Origin of the sequence: Aeromicrobium sp. CTD01-1L150 (assembly GCF_041951745.1) — a bacterium.
Classification (GTDB): Bacteria; Actinomycetota; Actinomycetes; order Propionibacteriales; family Nocardioidaceae; genus Aeromicrobium.
Window position 1 is genome coordinate 1,861,395 of record NZ_CP169555.1, and the last position, 17,018, is coordinate 1,878,412.

The window sequence follows — 17,018 nt, forward strand, 5'->3', positions numbered from 1 at the left end:
GAGGAATCGCCCTGACCTCAGGACCATCGAGCCGCTCATGCGCGGGCCCGCTCGGCGCGCACCTGCAGCGTCGCCTGCTCGTCGAGTCTCCCGGCCTCGTCGATCACCACCGCATAAGCGGAGAGGGCGGCCTCGCGACTCACGAAGCCGTCGATGACGTCGGACAGGACTCGTTCTGGTTCGCGCTCCAGCGGGTCGCCGAATCCGCCCCCACCGCCCGTCACGTTGGCCAGCGTGGTGCCCGCCGGCCGTGGGTACGTCCCACCCTGGGTGGTCAGCTCATCGGTGGTCCCTTCGTCCAGCACGATCCTGGCCGGACTCGCCTCGAGGCCGCCCTCCAGCGCCCACGGCGCGGACTTGGTCTTGTACACCAGACAAATGCCGGTGGAGTCGGCCTCGAAGCCGTAGACGCGGCTGACGCCGACGCCGCCCCGGTTGCGGCCGGCTCCTGCGCTGTCGGGGACGTACCCGTAGGACTCGATGAACAGTGGCGCCTTCATCTCCAGGACCTCCACCGGGTTGTTGCGGCATCCGGGCTCGGACAGGTGCATGATGCCGTCCTCTCCGTCACCGCCCGCGTGACCGCCGAAGCCCACGGCCTCGTTGGTGGCCTCCAGCCATGCCTCACCGGAGCGCGGATCGGTGCCCCAACCCATCATCGAGGAGACATCGCCCCCGGAGCAGGCAGGCACGCGCTCGGGCATGCCCTGGGCCAGCGCCTTGAGTGCCACCTCTCCGGCCAGCAGACCCGTCCACAGCGTGAACGTCGGCATGGGATGGACAGCGTGCATGAGGGACCCCGGCTGGGTGACGACGCGCAACGGTGCGAAGTTGCCGGCGACGACGGGGGAGTCCGGCGTGGTCATGGCCTTGAAGATCAACGACGACAGGGCCTCGGTCTGCCCGACCGGCAGGTTGATCGGTCCACGGACGTCCCGCTCGCTGTCCGACCAGTCGATGACCATCTCGTCCTCGGTGATGGTGACCGTCGCCCGCATGGCGACGGGCGCATCACGATCGATGCCGTCGCTGTCGATGATGTCCTCGGCCGACCAGGTGCCACGTGGGAGCTTGGCCAGCGCGATCCGTGCGAGCTTCTCCCCGTGCTCGTTGATCGCGCTCATGGCCTGCACCAGCTCGGCGGCGCCGAACTTGGCCGCGATCTCCTGCATACGCCGTGTGCCGGTGATGCAGGCGGAGACCTGGGCCTGGATGTCGCCGATCGTGCGCTCCGGCATACGGCTGTTGAAGCGGATGAGGTTCAGGATGTCCTCGTTGGGCTCGCCGTCGCGGTACAGGCGACTCGCGGGAAAGACCAGGCCCTCCTCGTACGCGTCGACCGAGTCCAGCACGTAGCCCGGGTTCTTCTGCTTCAGGTCCAGGACGTGGATGCGGCAGGAGGCGAACCCGATCAGCCGGTCGTCGACGTGGACGGGTGCGAACACGAGCGGATCGAGGGTGTGGGCCGAGGACCAGTAGGGATGGTTGAGGATGAACACGTCCCCGGGATGCATCGCCTCGACGCCGAGGTACTCGATCGAGCGCTTGATCCCGTGGTCGTTGCCGCGGGTGAAGATCGCGATGCCGGGCGCGTCGGCGACGACGTCCCCGTTCGCGTCGTGCAGTCCGATGCCGTAGTCATGGATCTCGTACACGACGGTGTTGTAGGCCGTGCGGCACAGGTTCCGGGCCATCTCCTCGGCGCTGGCCAGCAGAGCGTGGCGGATGACTTCGAGGGTGATCGCGTTGCTCATCGGGACTCTCCTTGTGCCTTGAGGTGGATCACGAGCTCGCCGATGGCGCCGACGACCAGGTGATCGCCCTCGTGCATGACCGTCGTCGCGGTGTGCTCTGCGATGATCGCGGGTCCGTGGATCTCGTCGGTGGCGAGCAGCTGCTCGCGGCTGTAGACCGGGTACTCAGACGTGCCGTCCGGCCCCTGGACGACGCGATGCGTCAGCGGCTCCGGCGCGCCGGAGGTTCGGGCGTCCAGACGCGGCCAGGCCGGTTTGGTGACGTGCCCCGTGGCCTTGACCCGCAACGTCGTGATCTCGACGGGATCGGACATGGTGTGCCCGAAGAGCCGTTCGTGCAGAACGGCGAAGTCGCGCTCGAGTGCCTCGATCAGGTCCTCGGCCCCCTCGGGGAAGGTCACCGTGGCTGAGTGCTCCTGACCGCGGTAGCGCAGGTCGACGGTGCGCTGGTAGCTGCTCTGCTCGGGCCCGAAGCCCTCGTCCAGCAGGGCGGCCTGCGCCTCACGTTCCATCGCCTCGTACGCGTCGATGAAGTGCTGGGCCCCGGACTCCCGCAGCAGGTGCACGCTGGTGCGTGAGAAGTCGTGCTGCACGTCGGCCATCAGCATGCCGAGGGCGGAGAACGCGCCCTGTCCCGGCGGGACCACCACGCGCGGTATGTCCAGCTCTCGGGCGACGTCGACAGCCACCAGGCCACCGCCGCCGCCGAAGGACAGCAGCGCGAAGTCATGGGGATCGCGCCCGAGCTCGACGGTGATCGCCCGCACGGCTCCTACGATCTTGGTGCCGGCGATCTGGACGGCGCCACGCGCCAGCTCCTGGACCTCCATGCCGAGCGGTTCTGCCACGGTCGCCAGAGCCTTGTGTGCGAGGGCCTCGTCGAGCTGCAGGTCCCCGCCCAGGGCGAGATCGGCCCCCAGGTAGCCGAGGGCCACGGCGGCGTCGGTGAACGTCGGAACCTGACCGCCCCGTGCATACGCGGCGGGCCCTGGGTCCGCGCCGGCACTCTGGGGTCCGACCTGCAGCGCCCCCGCTTCGTCCAGGGCGACGATGGAGCCGCCGCCGGCACCGATGGTGTGGATGTTCAGCGACGGGGTGTTGATCGGGAGTCCCTCGAACTCCGCGCCCTGGTACATGACCGGCTCGTGGTCGAGCACGAGTGATGCGTCGAGGCTCGTGCCGCCCATGTCGATGGTGATGAAGTTGGGCTCACCGAGCTCGCGGGAGAGCGCTGCGGCTCCGACGACCCCTCCGGCCGGGCCCGAGAGGATCAGGTTGACCGGCTGCTCGGCCGCTGCGCCGACCGTCATCGCGCCGCCGCCGGAGCGTGACATCAGGAACTGTCCGGCGAAGTCGTCCGCGGCGAGGTCCTCGCTCAGCCGGGTGAGGTAGCGGCGCACGATCGGCTTGATGTACGCGTCGAGGACGGCGGTGCTGGTGCGTTCGTACTCCCGGTACTCTCGCGAGAGCTCGTGGGAGAGCGTCACCTCGACCTCGGGGGCCACCCGGCCGAGGACCTCGCCCATCGCGATCTCGTGGTCGGGATTGGCGTAGGAGTGCAGGAACCCGACCGCCACGGCCTCATAGCCTCGGTCCCGGATCTGCTCGGCGACCTGCTCAGCCTCCTGGTGGTCGAAGGGCGTGCGGACCGAGCCGTCGTGCAGGCTTCGCTCCGTCACCTCGAAGGTGTCGCGTCGCCGGACCAACGGTGCGGGCTTGCGGTAGGTGAGGTCGTACATGGCGCGACGGTCGGTGCGGCCCAGGAGGTACACGTCGCGGAACCCGCGTGTCGCGATGACCGCCACCCGGGCGCCGTTGCGGGTCAGCAGGGAGTTCAGGCCCAGTGTCGTCCCGTGGTTGAAGGCGGAGACCTCGCTCGGCGCGGTGTCTGCCTTGGCGAAGGACGCCAGCACACCACGACGTGGGTCGTGGGGGGTGGTGGCGACCTTCTCAAAGCGTAGGGCTCCGGTGTCGGGATCGAGCCTGACCACGTCGGTGAAGGTGCCGCCGACGTCCACCGAGAGGCGGGTACTGCGAGGCATGTGTGCTCCGTTCGCGAGAGTCTGATCCACTGTAATATGTCACATCGCACAAGCGTTGGCGAGCCACGCCGACGACGCCGTACTGATCGGAGCACGCCGTGATTCGCACCATCTTGACCTTTCGTCTCCCTGCAGAGGACGTCGAGGCCGTTGAACGGATCTACGCCCACCACGACGTGCTGGGGTACTCGCTCGAGCAGACGCGGGGAGAAGTCTCCGAGCTCGCGGTCGCCGTGGACGGCGACGACGACGACGACGAGCAGGTCGAGGTCGTCGTCACGGCGACGTGGCCGGATGAGCAGGCCTACCAGGAATGGCTCGATCATCCGCGGCGCGGCGCAGTGGCAGAGGGCCTGCCCGAGATCGTGGGGCCCGTGGGGTCGGCGCGGGTGTACGAAGTTCGTCAACGCGCCACGGCCCGTCCGGTGGCCGACGGGGGCCGCCAGGTGGACCGCAACCTCGAATTAACGTCCCCGATCGCTGACGGTGACCTCTCCGGTATGTAATATGTGACACAGCAGTGGGTGCGGCCCACATCACTCGGAAGGTAGACATGATGCGTACACGCAAGACGACGGCCCTGGGAGCGGCGACGCTCGCCGGGATGCTCACACTGGGCGCTTGTGGCGCTGGCGGCGGCGACTCCGACGGCTACACGATCGCCTTCCTGGCCGCGTCCAGCCAGAACGGGTACAGCCAGGCGGTGTACGAAGGCATCCAGAAGGCCGCCGAGAGCGCCGACGCAGAGGTCGAGGTCGAGATCCTGGACGGACAGTTCGACGCCAACACGCAGCTGTCCCAGCTTCAGAACGCCACCACCACCGGGCAGTACGACGGCATCGTGATCGTGCCCAACGACGGACCCAGTCTCGCGGCGGCCTTCCCGCTCGCCGAGGAGATCCCGGTCGCCACCGTCCTGCAGCCCATCGGTTCGGACATCAACGACATGGAGCCACAGGTCGAGGGTGTCACCACCACCGTGGCGGTCTCACCGGTGGCAGCGGCGACGCGGCAGGCCGAGCTGGTCGTCGACGGGTGCGAGGACAAGGATCCGTGCAAGGTGGTCCAGATCCTCGGTCAGCTGGACACCCCGCTGGACACGGCGCGCCGAGATGCCTACGAGGCCGTCTTCGAGGAGGCAGGCAACATCGAGGTCGTCGCGACCACCGAGGGCGGGTACGACCGCGACGGCGCCATGACGGCGATGTCGAACGTCCTGCAGTCGAACCGTGACTTCGACGTCCTCATCTCCAACAACGACCAGGACGCGCTCGGCGCGACGCTGGCGATCGAGGCAGCCGACATCGACCCCAGCTCCGTGTTCATCATCGGCGGTGGCGGGACGACCGAGGCTGTCGAGAAGGTCAAGGACGGCACCTGGGCTGCCGACTACCTCAACTTCCCCGTGAGCATGGGGGAGGCGGCCATGACGCAGGTGCTCAACGGCCTCGAGGGCGACGACGTGGAGGCGGTCGTCGACGCCGACGAGGTGGGCCCCATGGACCCCTACGTCACCACCGAGACCATCGGTGACTACACCGGCGAGTGGGATGGCTGATCGGCTGACGGAGGACGCGGCAGGCCCCTCGACTCCAGGGGCGAGCGTGACCGTCGCAGCCCGTGGCATCAGCAAGCGCTTCGGGGGGACGCTGGCGCTCGACGACGTCAGTGTCGAGCTGCGCGCCGGGGAGGTGCACGCCTTCGTCGGGGAGAACGGGGCCGGCAAGTCGACCCTGGGCAAGATCGTGGCCGGGATCTACCTGCCGGACGGCGGGCACGTGGAGGTCGACGGTCAGGAGGTCGACCGATGGGATCCCGGAGCCGCCCAGGCGGGCGGCGTCGCGATGGTCGCGCAGGAGCTTGCGCTGGTGCCCGACCTGACCGTCGCCAAGAACGTCTTCCTCGGCATCGAGGACCATCGCGGCGGCGTGCTGCGCTCCAACCTGCTGCACCGCTTCGAGGCACTCGAGCAGCAGATCCAGTTCGGTCTGGACCCCGAGGCCCACGTCAGGGACCTCAGCATCGCCCAACAGCAGAAGGTCGAGATCATGCGTGCCCTCGCGAGGGACGCTCGCGTCATCGTCATGGACGAGCCGACGTCCTCTCTCTCCTCGACCGAGACCGCTCTGCTCCACTCCTTGATCGCACGGTTGTGCGAGCAGGGCCGGACGGTCGTGTACGTCTCCCACTTCCTCGACGCCGTCCTGCAGGTCAGTGATCGCATCACCGTGCTCCGTGACGGCCAGCACGTACTCACCGGCGACGTGCAGGACATGACCAAGGACGGGGTGGTCGAAGCGATGCTCGGCCGGACCCTGGAGGCGGTCTACCCGGAGCGAACCGGCCGCGCCGCGACGGCTGATCCGGTCCTGCGCCTGGACGGTCTCAGCACCGAGACCGGCGTCGTCGACGTGAGTCTGCAGGTGCGCGCAGGCGAGATCGTCGGTCTGCTCGGTCTGGTGGGCAGCGGACGCTCGGAGATCGCCCGCGCGATCTTCGGGGCTGACCGCCGCACAGGTGGCACCGTCCACCTCGACGGACGCCAGCTGCCCCAGCGGTGGACCATCACCGACGCCATCGGAGCCGGCATCGCCCTCGTGCCGGAGAGTCGCCACCACGACGGACTGCTCCTGGACCGTTCGGTCCGTGAGAACGTCTCCCTGGCGGCGCTGTCCACCTTCGCCTCCCGGGGCGTGCTCCATCGGGGCCGAGAGCGCGAGGCCGTGGACCGATACATGCAGGACCTGCAGATGCGGCCCCTGCGCACCGACCTGAGCGTCGCTGGATTCTCCGGAGGCAACCAGCAGAAGGCGTTGCTGGGCAAGTGGATGATCAACGAGCCGAAGCTGATCATCCTGGACGAGCCGACCCGGGGGGTCGACGTCGGCGCCAAGCGGACCATCTATCAGGCGATCTCCGACATGGCCGCCCGGGGAATGGCCGTGCTGCTGATCTCCAGCGAGCACGAGGAAGTCCTCGGTCTGGCACACCGGGCCTACCTGATCAGTCAGGGCCGGACGGTCGATGAGGTCGATCCCGAGAGCGTCACCGCCGATGAGGTCGTGCGGGCGCTGTTCACCATCGAGGGCGAGGAGCCACGGACATGACCAGCACGACCGCAAAGACAACCAGCGTGCCACGCACCGCACGAGACGTGCTGCTGTTCGTGCGTGACTACGCCGTGCTGCTGCTGATCGCGATCATCGTGGTGGCTCTGGCCGTGGTGTCACCGTCGTTCTTCTCGGCGGCCAACCTGATGAACGTGCTGAACCAGAACGTCCCGCTGGCCCTCATCGCTGCGGCCGGGACCTTCGTGATCGTCTCCGGCAACTTCGATCTCTCCACCGGGGCGATCTTCAGCGTCGGCTCGGTCCTCGCGGCCTGGGTCGCGGTCCAGACCGGGAACCCATGGCTCGCCCTGGCGGCCGCTCCCGCCATCGGCGTCCTCCTCGGCCTGCTCAACGGGATCGCCGTGACGGCACTGCGGGTCCACTCCTTCCTCGCCACCTTGGCCACCAGCCTCGTCTTCAGTGCGATCGCCGTGCTGATCACCGGTGGCTCCCTCATCACGGTCACGGTGGACGGCTTCACCACGCTGGGACGTGACCGGGTGGGCATCGTCTTCTACGCGGTCATCGTCCTGGTGCTCTTTGCCGGGTTCTTGTGGTTCCTGCTCAACGGCACGGTGTTCGGCCGACACGTGTTCGCGGTGGGCGGCAACCAGAACGCAGCCGAGCTCTCCGGGGTACGGGTGGCCCGGCTCCGGGTGAAGGTCTTCGCCCTGAGCGGACTCGCGGCAGGTCTGGCAGCGGCGATCGGTGTCTCGCGCATCTCCAGCGGGCAACCACAGGTGGGCCTGGGCATGGAGCTCGACGCCATCGCGGCGATCATCCTGGGGGGAACAAGCATCAACGGGGGAGTCGGGGCCGTGTGGCGCTCGCTGGCCGGAGTCTTCCTGATCGCGCTGATCGGCAACGGCTTCGACATCCTCAACCTGAACCCACAGCTCAAGGACCTCGCCACCGGAGTCATCATCCTGGCCGCGGTCGGCCTCTCCGCGATCGGCGGACGTCGCCGGTAGTGCCAGGCCCGATCACGTCGTGCCCGAGCAGTGCGTCAGCGTCGGGACTGGACTTGCTGCACCAGGGCGAGCACGAGGCCGACAGCACCCACGACCATGAGGATGAAGCCGACGATGCTGATGTCGATCCACGACACGACGTCGGGATCGACGGCATAGGCGAGCACGGCGCCGATGGCGATGAGGAACAGCGTTGCGCCCAACGACATGGGGAGCCTCCGAGATGTTTCAAGGGATGAACCGGGGGATGGACACCTACCGTGGCACAGGTCTCACCCCAGTGCACGCATCTTGGCACAAACCGTCCGTGTCGCGTGCCTCAGACCGGCAGCAGGCGCGAGACGAATCGTGAGAGCTGGTCGACGGTGGCGCACTCGTGCATCTCCACGACGTCGGAGTACTCCGGGGCGATGGAGTCGCCCAGGCCCCAACGGTTCTCGTGCTCGGGGTTGAGCCAGAACATCCGCTTGGCGCGCTGGGCGATCAGGTGCACTGCGTCGAGGTTGGCCGATTGGTTGTTGTTGCGGGCGTCGCCGAGCACCAGGACGCTCGAGCGCGGACCGACGGCGTCGAGGTGCATCTCCACGAAGTCGGCGAAGGCCTCCCCGTAGTCGCTGCTGGTGTGCCACTTGGTGATGCGTGCCTGCTCGGTGATGGCACGCGACGGGTCGTCCGCGTCCTTGATGACGTCGGTGACCTCGTCCATCGCGTTGACGAAGGCGAACACGCGCACCCGGGTGAACTGGTCGCTCAGCGCCCGTACGAGCAGCATCGTGAAGCTGGAGAAGCCCGCGACGGACCCGGAGACGTCGCACAGCAGGACGAGCTCGGGCCGCGACGCCCGCGGCCGTTCGAACACGGGCCGCAGTGGGACACCGCCGGTGCCCATGGCCCGCCGCATCGTGCGACGAACATCGATGCGACCCCTGCGAGCTCGACGCCGGCGGGCCGCCAGACGGGTGGCCAGCCGGCGCGCGAGCGGCCGTACCGCGGCGCGAAGCTCCTCCAGCTGCTGGCGGTTGGCGCTCAGGAAGTCGACATGGTCGGTGGACGGGCGCACGGCGTGCCGGGTCACCACGTCACGGCCGCGGATCTCGGCGGTGCGGCGCCTGGCCTCAGCGGCCACCATCTGGCGGAACGTCTCCACCAGCCGGCGAACCTCGTCGCGCTCGATGCGCCCAGTGATGTCGTGAGCGACGTCGCCCGGCTGCCCCAGACCGGTGCGCAGGCCCATGGCCTGGGCGATCATGGTCTGCGGCTGCAGGCGGTCGAGGGTCTGGAACGCCGACCAGCCGGCGGTCTGGGTGCCCGGCACGCCCACCTCGCCGAGCGCGTCGACCGCGACCTCGGCCACCTGCTCCAGCTGACGCAGGTCGCCCTCGGCCAGCGTCATGGCGAGCAGGTCGCGCAGGTCGTCGATGGAGACGTCCGCTTCCTCGTGGGAGTCCTGGTCCTGCACGGCCTGCGGCCGCCCCATCCCGGCGGGGAAGTAGAGGTCGAAGGTCATGTCGAAGACGTCACGCTGACCACCGCGGCGCACCAAGGCGCTGGCCAGACCCTCGCGCAGGAGTGAGCGGTCGTCGAACCCGAGGACGGCGGCCACCCGGGCGGCATCGACCGTCTCGCTCGTGCCGGCGGGCACCCCCTTGGAGCGCAGCGCCGCGACGAAGTCCACCAGCCGCTCGGACAGCGGCTCCGGGTGCTCCACGGGACTGCTCACAGCAACGTCACTGTGCCGATCATTGGGGCGAGAGGACGGTGTCGAGATCCAGCGACGTCCTGGCCTTCTGCGCGTCGTCGGCGTGCTTGAGGATGACGCCGAGGCTGTCGCTGACCACCTCGTCGTCCAGGACGTCGGCTCCGAGAGCCAGCAGGGTCCGCGCCCAGTCGATGGTCTCCGAGACCGACGGTGCCTTGCGCAACGGCAGGGCTCGCAGCGCGTTGACGACACGCACGACGGAGTCGGCCAGGCTCGCGTCGAGCTCGGGAACCTTGAGCTCGATGATGCGGCGCTCCAGCTCGGCATCGGGGAAGTCGACGTGCAGGAACAGGCAGCGGCGTCGCAACGCCTCCGACAGCTCACGCGTGGCGTTGGACGTCAGCACGACGAACGGCCGCGTGGTGGCCTTGATGGTGCCGAGCTCGGGCACCGTGACCTGGAAGTCACCGAGCACCTCCAGCAGGAGGCCCTCGATCTCGACGTCTGCCTTGTCCGTCTCGTCCACCAGCAGCACGGTCGGGTCGGCACGGCGAATGGCGGTGAGCAACGGCCGGGGGAGCAGGAACTCCTCGGAGAAGATGTCGCCCCTCGCCTCCTCCCACGTCTCGTCGCGGCCCGCGGTGATGCGCAGCAGCTGCTTGGCGTGGTTCCACTCATACAGCGCGCGTGCCTCGTCGACGCCCTCGTAGCACTGCAGGCGCACCAGCTCGGCGCCACTGGCGTCTGCCACGGCCCGGGAGAGGTCCGTCTTGCCGACGCCTGCCGGCCCCTCGACGAGCAGCGGCTTGCCCAGCTCGCTGGCGAGGTAGACCGTCGTGGCGACGGCGTCGGATGCGAGGTAACCGACCTCGGCGAGCCTGGTCTTGACGTCGTCGACCGACGTGAACGGCGTGGTGCCCATGGTGCCCCTTCCGGCGCTGGTACCTACCATCGTGCCGTGAGCGAGTTCAGCGTCGTGCGCGAGGTGCCGATGAGCGCCGAGGAGGCGTTCACGCGGCTCACTGACTGGCCACGTCACGCCGAGCACGTGCCGCTCACCACGATCACGGCCGAGGAGCACTGGTTGGTCGCCCGCACCGGGCTGGGGCCACTGGGTGTCGACGACCCCATGGAGGTCGTCTCCTGGGACCCACCACGGCACTGCCGGCTGGAGAAGCGGGGTCGCGTGCTGACCGGCTGGGCGGAGGTCGACGTCACCCCGCTCGTCGCGATCTCCCGGGCGGACCGCTGCCGTGTGCAGTGGCGTGAGGTCGCGCACGTCAGCGGAGTGCCACGCGTGCTCGGTGGTATCGAGGCGAAGCTCGGACAGGTGCTCTTCAGCCGCGTGGTCGATGGCCTGTTGCGAGCGTAGGTGCCACGGCCCCTGACGCTGAGGAGGGTTCAGGGCAGGCCGCGCCTGCCCACGGGACGGGGTGCACTTCTGTGCACCCCGATCGGGTGGTCAGCCCGGTACTCCCCGGCGCGGTGCGTTCCTAGGCTGTGGGACATGAACACCGACAGTGCGGCCGAGGCGGGCTGGTTCGTCCCGACCCGGTTGCTCACCGAGCTGTGGTCCCCGGCGACCTGGCGACACGTCCAGTCCGTGACCACGTCAGCCCTGCTCGCACTGGGTGGACTGGTGGTCCTGGTGCCGTTGCTGGCCGTGAGCATCCTGCTGGTGCCCACCGTGGTCGGCGCGCTCGTCGCGGTCACCGGGGCTCTGATGTTCAGCCGGACGCTCGCCTCGGTGCACCGGGCGCGCGTCGCCGCCTTCGGGGAGTACGAGCTGGGCACTGCGGGCCGCGCGACGCCATCGCGATGGTTGCGGTGGCTGCGCGGCGAGATCACTCGTCGGCGGACCTGGCGCGAGCTCGGCTACCACCTGGTGGCCGCGCTGCTGGCACCGGTGTCGTTGGTGGTCGTCGTGGCGGGCTGGGCCTGGGGCCCGGTGCTGCTTGCGGCGGTCCTGTACGCGGAACCGGTGATCGGGGTCAGTGCCCGGGTCGGTCTCGCCTGCACCCTGGGGGGCGGGGTGCTGCTGCTCGCCGCTCCATGGGCGGTGAGGGTCGTCGCCTTCCTGGACACCGAGCTGGCAGTGCGACTGCTGGGGGTGCCGACCGACGAGGTGCTCAGTGAGCAGCTGGCTGAGGTGACCCAGAGCCGTGCCGGGGTGGTCGACGCCGCCGACGCAGAACGACGCAGGATCGAGCGTGACCTGCACGACGGCGTCCAGCAGCGACTCACCTCGCTCGCAGTGCATCTCGGCATCGCCAAGACGCAGCTGGACGACGACGACACGCCGGCGCGACGGGCGATCGAGCACTCCCACACCGAGGTCAAGGCCGCCCTCGCCGACCTGCGGGACTTCCTGCGTGGCCTGCACCCGGCGGTCCTCGACGATCGCGGACTCGACGCTGCGCTGTCCGGCGTCGTGGCCAGGAGCCCGATCCCCGTACGGCTCGAGGTGGACCTGCCCGAACGCCTGGGACGGGAGAAGGAAGCGGTGGCCTACTTCCTGGTCTCCGAGGCACTCACCAACGTCCTCAACCACGCCGACGCCGATCGGGCCGAGGTCACCGTCCGCGCCGCGGGCTCATCGGTGACGGTCGCCGTCACCGATGACGGGCACGGGGGAGCCGACCCGACGTTGGGCAGCGGCCTGGCAGGCCTGCGCCAGCGCCTTGCCTCAGTCGGTGGAACGCTGACCGTGTCCAGCCCCACCGGCGGGCCGACCAGCGTGACAGGAGAGATTCCATGCGCGTCGTGATCGCCGAGGACTCGGTCCTGCTGCGCGAGGGCCTCGTCCAGCTCCTCACCCTGGCCGACATGGACGTCGTTGCCGCCGCCGGGGATGCCGAGGGCCTGGTGCAGGAGGTGACTCGCCACGACCCCGACCTGGTCATCGCCGACGTCCGGATGCCACCGGACCACACCGACGAGGGACTGCGCGCCGTCCTGCAGCTGCGTCGCCGCGACCCCACGCTCGCCGTCGTCGTGCTGTCGGCCTACGTCGAGGAGCAGTACGCGGTCGAGCTGCTCTCCGGCGACACGGCCGGTCTGGGTTACCTGCTCAAGGAACGCGTGGCCGACGTGGAGGACTTCATCGACACGATCCGGCGGGTGGCCCGCGGCGGCACAGCCCTGGACGCCGACGTGGTCTCCCAGCTGCTGGCCCGCCGCAGCGACCCCCTCGACCGGCTCACGCCCCGAGAACGCGACGTGATGGCTCTGATGGCCGAGGGCCGCTCCAACGCGGGCATCGCGACCGAGCTCTTCCTCAGTGAGAGCGCCGTCACCAAGTACATCAACGGGATCTTCTCCAAGCTCGACCTCACCCACGACGCCGCCGACAACCGTCGAGTCCTGGCCGTCGTCCGTTTCCTCTCCACCCAGAAGGACAACCCATGAACCACGATCCAGCGAACCCCAGCGCCACGTCGGCCGCCCCCGGTGCGGGCCGTCACCGCCGTGGGTGGAAGCTCATCGGCATCACGGTCACCGCACTGGTCATCGTCGGCGGGCTGGTGATGGCGCCCGTGCTGGTGTGGGCCTTCGCCCAGCAGGTCGGCACCACCACCGAGCGGGACCGCGACACGTTCGAACGGGCCACGGACCGGGTCACCATCGAAGGCGAGACCGCGGCCATCGATGTGCAAGGCACGGCAGAGGACCGAGTCACCGTAGACCGGAGCATCGAATGGGCCCGGACCAGGCCCGAGGTGGTCGAGTCCTGGCAGGGTACCGACCTGGACGTCGACCTCGACTGCTCCGGTGTGGGGCTGCTCGGGTGGGTCAACGACGTCTGCCGGATCGACTACCGGGCGGAGGTCCCAGCCACCGCAGCGCTTGCCCTGACCACGACGACCGGAGACATCGGCATCGACGCCGTCGCCGGCGACGTCGAGCTCGCCGCCACCACAGGCTCCATCGGCGGCACCGCCCTCGAGGCTGACTGGGTGAGCACGCAGGCCACCACCGGATCGATCGATCTCGGATTCAGCACCGCACCCCGGCAGATCGCCGCCGAGGTGACGACCGGGCACATCGTCGTCACCGTCCCCGACGACGGCACCCGCTACCACGTCACCGGGGAGACCGGAACCGGGCAGCGCGAGATCCAGATCGCCACCGACCCGAGATCGGACCGGGTGATCAACGTCTCCACCACCACTGGTGACGTCACCGTCCGGTACACCGGCTGAGGCGTCGCCGGGTTCGCGCTGCACCCGTGGTCGATGCCTTGCACCGAACGTAGGATCACGTCATGGAGTACACACCGGAGGCCGAAGCGCTGGAGATCTGCCGCGACCTGATCCGGCTCGACACCTCCAACTACGGCGACAACACGGGCCCTGGGGAGCGCAAGGCTGCCGAGTACGTTGCCGCGTCGCTCGCCGAGGTGGGCATCGAGTCCGAGGTCTTCGAGTCCTCACCCGGGCGCACCAGCGTCGTGGCGCGCTGGGGCGACCAGACGTCCTCGCGCGACGGCCTGCTTGTCCACGGGCACCTCGACGTCGTGCCTGCACAGGCCGAGGACTGGGCGGTCGACCCGTTCGCCGGTGAGGTCATCGACGGCTACCTGTGGGGCCGCGGCGCCGTGGACATGAAGGACTTCGACGCGATGCTCCTGTCCGTCGTGCGGGCCCGCCAGCGCGCCGGAGCCATCCCCGCCCGCCCCATCACGCTGGTCTTCACGGCCGATGAGGAGGCGGGCGGTCGCGAGGGGGCGCACTGGATCGTCGACCACCGCCCCGAGCTCCTTCAGGGCTGCACCGAGGCGATCGGCGAGGTCGGAGGGTTCTCCGTCGAGGTGGGCGGACAACGTCTGTACCTCATCGAGTCCGGTGAGAAGGGCATCAGCTGGATGCGGCTGACCGCCCGCGGCACGGCCGGGCACGGATCGATGGCCCAGCCCGACAACGCCGTCACCCACCTGGCGCGAGCCCTCGTCGCCCTGGGCGAGCACGAGTGGCCGCAGAGCCCCGGCCCGTCGATGGAGCAGCTCATCGCCAAGGTCCGAGAGCTCACCGGCGAGCCGTCCACCGACCCGCAGACCGTGCTGGAGCACGTCGGACCGGCCATCCGGATGGTCGGCTCCGGCCTGCGCAACACCACTAACGCCTCGATGCTGCAGGCCGGCTACAAGCACAACGTCGTTCCCGCAGAGGCCGTGGCCTACGTCGACGGGCGCTACCTGCCGGGGCACGCCGACACGTTCCTGCCCGCCGTGCAGGAGGTCGTGGGGGACCGGGTGAGCGTGGAGCCGTACATCACCGACACCGCGCTGGAGTTCGAGTTCACCGGCGACCTCGTGGACGCCATGACCGTCGCCCTGCACAGTCAGGACCCGCAGGCGCACATCGCGCCCTACTTGATGTCCGGCGGCACCGACGCCAAGGCCTGGAGCCGCCTCGGCATCACGTCCTACGGCTTCACACCCCTGCGGCTCCCGGCCGACCTGGACTTCACCGCGCTGTTCCACGGCGTCGACGAGCGTGTGCCCGTGGAGGCGTTGGAGTTCGGCTCTCGCGTCTTCGACGAGCTGCTGAACATCGTCTGATGACCGCCCCGTCCGGTGATGCACCGTTGCTCGTCCTCGTGGGCAGCCCGCTGCTCGGCTCCCTCGTGTGGGAGCCGACGGCCAGCGCGCTGCGGGGGAGCGGGCACGACGTCCTCGTGGCGCCCGCCAGCGGTCGAACCGTGCTGTGGTCGGCGCAGGAGGCGTGCGACGACCTCCTGCGCGCCGTCCCGACCGACCGTGAGGTCGTCCTGGTGGTGCATTCAGGCGCCGGGCTGCTGGCGCCCCTCGTCGCGGCGCAGCGTCCGGTCGTGGGGGTCATCATGGTCGACGCGTCGCTCCCCGGCGACACCGGCGAGCACCCCATGGCGCCCCCGGCGCTGCTGGAGCGCATCGCCCCACTGGCCGACGACGACGGCGTGCTGCCGGAGTGGACGCGCTGGTGGTCGGAGCAGGAGGTCGCGGCGCTCTTCCCGCCCGGCCCCGTGCGGTGGGAGGTGGAGTCCGTGCAGCCCCGGGTCGCCCTGGACTACCTGCGTTCCACCGTGGTGGTGCCGGCCGGCTGGTCGTCGCGCCTGCCGGTGGCGTACCTGGCGTTCGGCGACACGTACGCCGAGGAGCTGGCGCGTGCCGAGAACGAGGGCTGGCCCACCGCGCGTGTCGACGGGCGTCACCTGCACCAGGTGGTCGACCCGGCCCTTGTCGCAGCACAGATCTGCGAGCTCCTCGAACGGCTCACACCGTCGGGCGCATCCGGATGATCTTGCGGCGCAGACGGACGCTGCGCTGCCCCGAGGTGTCCTTGCGCACCCGGTCCAGCTCCCAGCCCTGGTACTCGGCCGCCTGGGTGAGCATGCGGCACACGGCACTGCGCGACTGGGAGCGGTCGATGGCCAGGTTCCAGAACTCGTACTCGACCATCAGTCCTGCCACCCATCGGGTGAGGAGACGTCGTCCAGCGCCTGCACGATCTCCTGCGGCAGCTCGACGTCCTCCGAGGCCAGGCTCACCGTGAGCTGGTCGGCGGTGCGCGCCCCCACCAGCATCGACCCCACGGCGGGCCGGTCACGCAGCCACGCCAGGGCGACATGTGCCGGCGCGACGTCCAGGCCCTCGGCGGCGCGGATGACGGCGTCGACGATCGCCGTGGAGTCGGCGTCGAGGTAGGGGTCCATGTAGGGGCTCAGCGTCGGGTTGGCGGCGCGTGAGTCGGCCGGCGTGCCCAGCCGGTACTTGCCGGTGAGCACGCCCCGGGCCAGCGGTGACCAGGCCAGCAGCCCCAGGCCCACGTGCGTGGCCGCCGGGACCACCTCGTCCTCGATCGCGCGATTCAGCAACGAGTACTGCATCTGGGTGCTGACGAACGACAGGCCAGCCGGGCGTGCCGTGACGCGGGTCTGGGCGAGCGCGGTCTGCCAGCCGGTGAAGTTGGAGATGCCGACGTAGCGGACCCGACCGGAGGAGACCGCGTGCTCCAGTGCGGACAACGTCTCGTCGACCGGCGTCGTCTCGTCCCAGCCGTGAAGCTGCCAGAGGTCGAGATGGTCGGTGCCCAACGCTCGCAACGACTCATCCAGCTGCTGCAGCATCGTGCGGCGTGACGCATCGGCCACGAGCTCTCCGCGGCGGACGGCGACGGCGCACTTGCTGGCCAGGACCACGTCGTCCCTGACACCGAGATCGCCGAGCAGCGCCCCGAGGGAACGTTCACTGCGCCCGTCGCCATAGATCGGGGCCGTGTCGACCAGGGTGCCGCCCGCGTCGAGGAAGGCTCGCAGCTGCCGCTCGTCCTCATCGCCGGCCACGCCGAAGCCCATGGTGCCCAGACCGAGCCGAGAGACCTCCAGGCCCGAGCTGCCGAGACGTCGAAACTGCATGACAGAACCCTAGTCGGGGCCCTGTGGCGCGGTCGTTAGGCTCGCAC

Annotated in this window: 17 protein-coding genes; 10 read left to right on the top strand and 7 right to left on the bottom strand. The window is 69.5% G+C overall.

The genetic code is table 11. From position 1 onward, the window contains the following. Positions 1–35 precede the first annotated feature (35 nt). Both ACEVFP_RS09240 and ACEVFP_RS09245 read right to left on the bottom strand, forming a co-directional pair. Positions 36–1,754 (bottom strand): hydantoinase B/oxoprolinase family protein, encoded by a 1,719-nt coding sequence (locus ACEVFP_RS09240; protein WP_375003517.1) that lies wholly within the window; start codon positions 1,752–1,754, stop codon positions 36–38. Further along, on the bottom strand, positions 1,751–3,796 hold the full coding sequence (locus ACEVFP_RS09245; RefSeq protein WP_375003519.1) for a hydantoinase/oxoprolinase family protein: 2,046 nt from the start codon (positions 3,794–3,796) through the stop codon (positions 1,751–1,753). The genes ACEVFP_RS09240 and ACEVFP_RS09245 overlap by 4 nt, the downstream gene beginning before the upstream one ends. Before the next feature lie 98 nt (positions 3,797–3,894). Between ACEVFP_RS09245 and ACEVFP_RS09250 the strand changes: the two genes are divergently transcribed. Genes ACEVFP_RS09250 through ACEVFP_RS09265 form a run of 4 tightly spaced genes read left to right on the top strand, consistent with a single transcriptional unit; the run spans position 3,895 to position 7,877 of the window. Further along, entirely contained in the window at positions 3,895–4,302 is a 408-nt protein-coding gene (locus tag ACEVFP_RS09250; RefSeq protein ID WP_375003520.1) for a hypothetical protein, read from the top strand. A 50-nt stretch (positions 4,303–4,352) separates the two neighbouring features. After that, a complete protein-coding gene (locus tag ACEVFP_RS09255) occupies positions 4,353–5,354 on the top strand; it encodes a sugar ABC transporter substrate-binding protein (RefSeq protein ID WP_375003522.1) in 1,002 nt (333 codons plus the stop codon). Between the two features lie 46 nt (positions 5,355–5,400). Beyond that, the gene (locus ACEVFP_RS09260) at positions 5,401–6,903 is read left to right on the top strand and encodes a sugar ABC transporter ATP-binding protein (RefSeq protein ID WP_375003524.1); all 1,503 of its coding nucleotides are present in this window, start codon (positions 5,401–5,403) and stop codon (positions 6,901–6,903) included. After that, the gene (locus ACEVFP_RS09265) at positions 6,900–7,877 is read left to right on the top strand and encodes an ABC transporter permease (protein WP_375003525.1); all 978 of its coding nucleotides are present in this window, start codon (positions 6,900–6,902) and stop codon (positions 7,875–7,877) included. The genes ACEVFP_RS09260 and ACEVFP_RS09265 overlap by 4 nt, the downstream gene beginning before the upstream one ends. Positions 7,878–7,912: 35 nt before the next feature. Here the strand turns inward: ACEVFP_RS09265 and ACEVFP_RS09270 are convergent, their stop codons facing one another. The 3 genes from ACEVFP_RS09270 to ACEVFP_RS09280 all read right to left on the bottom strand — a co-directional run bounded on the left by ACEVFP_RS09270 (position 7,913) and on the right by ACEVFP_RS09280 (position 10,498). Continuing rightward, on the bottom strand, positions 7,913–8,086 hold the full coding sequence (locus tag ACEVFP_RS09270; protein ID WP_375003527.1) for a DUF6458 family protein: 174 nt from the start codon (positions 8,084–8,086) through the stop codon (positions 7,913–7,915). A 110-nt stretch (positions 8,087–8,196) separates the two neighbouring features. Continuing rightward, complete coding sequence (locus tag ACEVFP_RS09275; protein ID WP_375003528.1) at positions 8,197–9,597, bottom strand: VWA domain-containing protein; 1,401 nt, start codon at positions 9,595–9,597, stop codon at positions 8,197–8,199. A 19-nt stretch (positions 9,598–9,616) separates the two neighbouring features. Next, the gene (locus ACEVFP_RS09280; protein WP_375003530.1) at positions 9,617–10,498 is read right to left on the bottom strand and encodes an AAA family ATPase; all 882 of its coding nucleotides are present in this window, start codon (positions 10,496–10,498) and stop codon (positions 9,617–9,619) included. Between the two features lie 36 nt (positions 10,499–10,534). Between ACEVFP_RS09280 and ACEVFP_RS09285 the strand changes: the two genes are divergently transcribed. The 6 genes from ACEVFP_RS09285 to ACEVFP_RS09310 all read left to right on the top strand — a co-directional run bounded on the left by ACEVFP_RS09285 (position 10,535) and on the right by ACEVFP_RS09310 (position 15,855). Continuing rightward, on the top strand, positions 10,535–10,948 hold the full coding sequence (locus ACEVFP_RS09285) for an SRPBCC family protein (protein ID WP_375003532.1): 414 nt from the start codon (positions 10,535–10,537) through the stop codon (positions 10,946–10,948). 135 nt (positions 10,949–11,083) lie between these two features. Further along, on the top strand, positions 11,084–12,343 hold the full coding sequence (locus ACEVFP_RS09290) for a sensor histidine kinase (protein ID WP_375003534.1): 1,260 nt from the start codon (positions 11,084–11,086) through the stop codon (positions 12,341–12,343). Beyond that, positions 12,331–12,984, top strand: a complete 654-nt coding sequence (locus tag ACEVFP_RS09295) for a response regulator (RefSeq protein ID WP_375003535.1) — start codon at positions 12,331–12,333, stop codon at positions 12,982–12,984. Before ACEVFP_RS09290 ends, ACEVFP_RS09295 begins: the two co-directional genes overlap by 13 nt. Continuing rightward, positions 12,981–13,778: a DUF4097 family beta strand repeat-containing protein gene (locus ACEVFP_RS09300; RefSeq protein ID WP_375003536.1), complete on the top strand. Its 798-nt coding sequence runs from the start codon at positions 12,981–12,983 to the stop codon at positions 13,776–13,778. The genes ACEVFP_RS09295 and ACEVFP_RS09300 overlap by 4 nt, the downstream gene beginning before the upstream one ends. Before the next feature lie 62 nt (positions 13,779–13,840). Next, positions 13,841–15,136, top strand: coding sequence for a M20/M25/M40 family metallo-hydrolase (locus ACEVFP_RS09305; protein ID WP_375003537.1), 1,296 nt, complete (start codon positions 13,841–13,843; stop codon positions 15,134–15,136). Then, positions 15,136–15,855: an alpha/beta hydrolase gene (locus tag ACEVFP_RS09310; RefSeq protein WP_375003538.1), complete on the top strand. Its 720-nt coding sequence runs from the start codon at positions 15,136–15,138 to the stop codon at positions 15,853–15,855. The genes ACEVFP_RS09305 and ACEVFP_RS09310 overlap by 1 nt, the downstream gene beginning before the upstream one ends. On the opposite strand, the gene ACEVFP_RS09315 is transcribed toward ACEVFP_RS09310, so the two are convergent. Together ACEVFP_RS09315 and ACEVFP_RS09320 are read right to left on the bottom strand one after the other, a co-directional pair. Beyond that, positions 15,830–16,015: a DUF5703 family protein gene (locus tag ACEVFP_RS09315; protein WP_375003539.1), complete on the bottom strand. Its 186-nt coding sequence runs from the start codon at positions 16,013–16,015 to the stop codon at positions 15,830–15,832. The two genes, ACEVFP_RS09310 and ACEVFP_RS09315, sit on opposite strands and share 26 nt — an antisense overlap. Continuing rightward, on the bottom strand, positions 16,015–16,971 hold the full coding sequence (locus ACEVFP_RS09320) for an aldo/keto reductase (protein ID WP_375003540.1): 957 nt from the start codon (positions 16,969–16,971) through the stop codon (positions 16,015–16,017). The genes ACEVFP_RS09315 and ACEVFP_RS09320 overlap by 1 nt, the downstream gene beginning before the upstream one ends. Positions 16,972–17,018: the final 47 nt, after the last annotated feature.